Annotated in this window: 4 protein-coding genes; all 4 read right to left on the bottom strand. The window is 70.5% G+C overall.

All coding sequences use genetic code 11. From position 1 onward, the window contains the following. Positions 1-121: 121 nt before the first annotated feature. The 4 genes from MJ783_RS17830 to hemL all read right to left on the bottom strand — a co-directional run bounded on the left by MJ783_RS17830 (position 122) and on the right by hemL (position 4,052). Positions 122-1,030 (bottom strand): cytochrome c biogenesis CcdA family protein, encoded by a 909-nt coding sequence (locus MJ783_RS17830; RefSeq protein WP_239311744.1) that lies wholly within the window; start codon positions 1,028-1,030, stop codon positions 122-124. Beyond that, positions 1,027-1,710, bottom strand: coding sequence for a TlpA family protein disulfide reductase (locus MJ783_RS17825; RefSeq protein WP_370651679.1), 684 nt, complete (start codon positions 1,708-1,710; stop codon positions 1,027-1,029). Before MJ783_RS17825 ends, MJ783_RS17830 begins: the two co-directional genes overlap by 4 nt. A gap of 303 nt (positions 1,711-2,013) precedes the next feature. Next, positions 2,014-2,697, bottom strand: a complete 684-nt coding sequence (locus MJ783_RS17820; protein ID WP_239311743.1) for a histidine phosphatase family protein — start codon at positions 2,695-2,697, stop codon at positions 2,014-2,016. Further along, entirely contained in the window at positions 2,694-4,052 is a 1,359-nt protein-coding gene (hemL, locus tag MJ783_RS17815) for a glutamate-1-semialdehyde 2,1-aminomutase (RefSeq protein WP_239311741.1), read from the bottom strand. Before hemL ends, MJ783_RS17820 begins: the two co-directional genes overlap by 4 nt. Positions 4,053-4,434 lie beyond the last annotated feature (382 nt).

Raw genomic sequence — 4,434 nt, 5'->3', positions numbered from 1 at the left:
CGAACATCCGGCCCGACAGCATCCAGCGCGGCAGCATCCGGCCCGCCCGACGCTTGAGACGGCGGTGGCGATGCCTGCGCACGCACATCGTCAGGCACGGTCGTGGGCGCCGTCGGCTGGCTCACAGCGGAGTCTCCCCGAAACCCGGCGCGTAGGGGCGGACAGCCGCGATCAGATCAGCCCAGGCGCCGGTGAGCTGGAGGAGCCCGACGCCGACGAGCAGGACGCCACCGAAGAGGGTAAGCGTCCGCGCGTGCCTGCGCACCGCGGCCAGCGCACCAGCGACCCGCCGGAAAGCCAGGCCCACGATCAGGAAGGGTATCCCCAGCCCCAGGCAATAGACGGCGGACAGCAGCGCGCCTCGGCCGGCGGTCGCGCTCTGTACGGCCAGGCCCAGCACCGCGGTGAGAGTCGGCCCGAGACACGGCGTCCAGCCGACCCCGAACAGGACTCCGAGCAGCGGTGCGCCGAGCAGGCCCGGGGCGGGCAGGCGGTGGATGCGCCATTCCCGGTTGGCCAGCGGGACCCGCGCGAAAACACCAGCGAACGCCAGCCCCATGACGATGGTCACCGCGCCGAGGATCTGGCTGACGCCTACCTGGTGCAGGGTCAGCCATCGCCCCAGCCCGCCGAAGGCGGCGCCGTAGCTGACGAAGACGGCGGTGAAACCGGCGATGAACAGGCCGGTTCCGACGGTGACCCGGCCCGCCCGGCGGCGTGATCGCAACCGAGACCAGGCCCGGGGCGGGGCCGCGACCTCGAGCGGGGCCCCCGGAGCGCCGGCCGCCGCCGGCCCGGCTGGCACACCCGGCACACCCGGCACGGCCATGGCGGCCAAGGCGGTTGCCCGGCCGGTCCCGGGCGCCGGGCCGATCGCGAGATCCTCGCCCGACAACCCGGTGACGAACGACAGGTATCCGGGCACCAACGGCAGCACGCACGGGGACAGGAACGACAGCAGCCCGGCCGCCGCGGCGACCGGCACCGCGAGCAGCAGCGGTCCATCGGTGACGAACGACGCGACGCTCACGTCTCCGCCCGCAGCCTGGTGAGCATGGGCATCAGCTCATCCGGGAGCACTCCACCAGTGAACCGGGCCGCGAGCCGGCCCTTGGCGTCCAGCACGAAGGTGGACGGCAGGCCGGGCGGCACCGGCCAGCGCGCGGCGAGCGTGCCGATCCGGTCGATGATGCTGGGATAGTTCACCCCATTGTCACGGATGAACGCCTTCGCCGCGGAGAGGTTGTCCTTCTCGTTCACACCGACGAAGGCCACCTGTGGATTGTCGGCGGCCATCGTGACCAGACCGGGCGTTTCCGCGCGGCAGGGCGCGCACCACGACGCCCAGAAGTTCACGACGATGATCCGCCCGCGGTAGCTGGTGAGGTCCAGCTCGGGACCGGTCACGGTCGGCCCGGTGAGGATCGGGGCCGGCGTCCGGTTCTCGACCGGGACGAAGTCGGAGTTGGACGCCTGCTGGACAAAACCGAACCCACCACCAGCAGCCTGATCCACGCTGTCGGTCCCGCTGGAACAGCCAGTCACCACACAGAGCAGCGCGCACAGCGCACCGGTGATGACCAGCGACGCATGTTGACGTGGACGTGGACGCGGACCCGGCCACCGCGCCCGCCCGGCCCAGGCGGCAGGCATCCCCGATGCCGCTGTCACGCTCCGCCGCCCGTCCACACTCACTCCCGTCACACGCATCGGACCCGGTCTCACCTACGACCCACTGTAGAACTCGGCCCCAAGCGTAGGTTGCGGGCGCCGCCGCTGCCCGGCCCCCCGATGTCCCCAACCCGATCAAATCAAGGAACGGGGTTGGGATGCGTGCGTCGCGAGGCAGCCCGGGGAGCCGCCGGAGGTGGTGGGTGGCAACCGACGTGCGTCGCGCGGCGATGGATCGCGATGGATGGGGAGCGATGGCGCGAGGCGCGTGCCCTGGCCCCGCGACGCCGCATCCCCTGTTGCCGGAGCGTCCGAGGACAGCCGCGAAGGCCCACGGGCAGGTCAGGCACCGACAGAACCGGCCTGGTTGACGGTCGGGCCGTTCGGCTCGGCATAGTCGACCCGCACCAGCCGATCGCCGGAGTACACCGCCGACGTCACACTGGCGAGCGCGCACTGGCGACGGTCCGGACGGTGCCAGAGCCTGCTGCCCTCCAGCGCGCGGCGGGTCGTCCACACAGGTAGCTGGTGGCTGACCAGGACCACCTCCCGGCCGGGGAAGGCCGCACGCCACTCGGCGACGGCGGCGAGCATCCGTCCAGCGATCTCAGTGTAAGGCTCCCCCCAGGACGGCTCGAACGGATTGATCAGAATTTTCCACATCCGTGGGTAGCGGACAAGGGCCGGCCCGGCCTCGAACGGCTTGCCCTCGAAGACGTTGCGACTCTCGATGAGGCGTGGGTCGACCTCGACTGCGACACCGCTGGCGGCGGCAATCGGCGCGGCGGTCTGTCTCGCCCGCTCCAGCGGGCTGGCGACAACAACAGCGATGTCACGATCAGCAAGAAACTCCGCGGTCACCTTGGCCTGGCGCGCGCCGGCTTCGGACAGCACGAACCCGGGCAGCCTGCCATAAAGGATCTTCTGGGGATTGAAGACCTCACCATGACGGACAAGGTGGATGGTCGTCAGCGGGGTGTCAGTGCTGTCAGTGGTGTCAGCGGTGTCAGTGCCCGTCCGCGTCATGAGCGCGGCCCTCCAGCGCTTGTTGCCGGCACCGGCTCAGGGACGCCGGCCGCGGCCCGCGCCGCCGCCGGCGCGGCGTTGGCGATCCGCTCGACAGCGGCGTCATCGTGTGCCGCCGAGACGAACCACGCCTCATAAGCGGACGGCGGCAGGTACACCCCGGCGTCCAGCATCGCATGGAAGAACGCCGCGTAGCGGGCGCTCGACTGGGTCCGCGCCCCGGTGTAGTCGATGACGGACGGCGCGTCGGTGAAGAACACGCTGAACAGCGAACCGGCGCTGCTGGGCAGGTGCGGCACGCCCTGCTCGGTCAGCGCAGTCGACACGATGCCGGCAACATCACCGGCGCGCGTGTCAACCGTCGTGTACACCTCCGGGCCGCAGGCTCGCAGCGTGGCCAGACCCGCGGCAACCGCCAGCGGGTTGCCCGACAGCGTCCCGGCCTGATAAACGGGTCCGGCCGGGGCGAGCTGGGCCATCACCTCACCCCGGCCACCGAAGGCCGCCGCGGGCAGCCCACCGCCCATGACCTTGCCGAAGGTGAACAGATCCGGCGCCCATCCCTCGACGGCGCCTTCCGCCCCCCACCAGCCGGCCGGCCCGACCCGAAAACCGGTCATCACCTCATCCAGGATGAACAATGCCCCGTAGGTGTCACAAAGCCGACGCACTCCGGCGTTGAAACCCGGCAGCGGCGGGACAACTCCCATGTTGGCGGCGGCGGCTTCGGTGATGACAGCGGCGATCTCGTCAGGATACCGGATGAATGCCGCCTCGACGGCGCCCAGGTCGTTGTAGGGCACGACGATCGTTTCCGCTGTGGTGGCGGCAGTCACGCCCGGTGTTTCCGGCAGGCCGAGGGTCGTCACTCCCGAACCAGCCGCGGCGAGCAGGGCGTCGACATGACCATGGTAGCAGCCGGCAAACTTTATGATCTTCGAACGTCGGGTGAAACCCCGCGCGAGCCGCAGCGCGCTCATGGTGGCCTCGGTCCCGGAGTTGACCAACCGGACCTGCTCGACCGGGGCCACTCTTGACACGATCTCTTCGGCCAGCTCGACCTCACCCGGGCTCGGCGTGCCGTAGCTCGTACCACGTGCCGCCGCCGCCCGCAGCGCCTCGACGACCGCCGGGTGGGCATGACCAAGAATCATCGGCCCCCACGAGCAGACCAGGTCGACATACCTGCGACCGTCCGCGTCAGTGAGGTATGCACCATCCCCGGACACCATGAAGCGCGGTGTGCCGCCAACAGCCTGAAACGCCCGGACCGGTGAGTTGACCCCACCTGGGATGACCCGCTGCGCGCGGCGGAACAACTCCTGGGAGGCCGGAGCCTCGGATCCGACTGGCATACCACCGATCCTCGCAGGTCCGCACCGCGCCGCCGCACGATGTGCCCGCACTCCGACCATTGATGATTTTTTGGAGGGAGCCGCCGGTGGGCGGGGGATAACCCAGCCGCCCACCGGCGGCGGCTCGGTGCACGGAACGCCAACCAGCCGCGGTGCGGGCGCGCCGCCGAGCCCACCCGCACCGGCTGTGTCACGACGCATCTGTGAGCATGACGCAGCCAGCCGTGCGGCGCACGGCGTAGCGCGCCAGACGGCCGGTGTGTCCGGTTGTTGCCACTCGAGACAGGGATCGCGTCCACGGCTTTCGGCTGATGCACCTGCTCCGCGCCTGTGAGCATTCCGAGAGTCCGCCGCCGGGTCCAGCGAACACGCCGCACCGGCG

The organism is Protofrankia sp. Cj3, assembly GCF_917627355.1.
In the GTDB taxonomy this organism is placed as follows: domain Bacteria; phylum Actinomycetota; class Actinomycetes; order Frankiales; family Frankiaceae; genus Protofrankia.
Note: the sequence above shows the minus strand (reverse complement) of the source record. Positions and strands in the feature narration are given on the sequence as shown.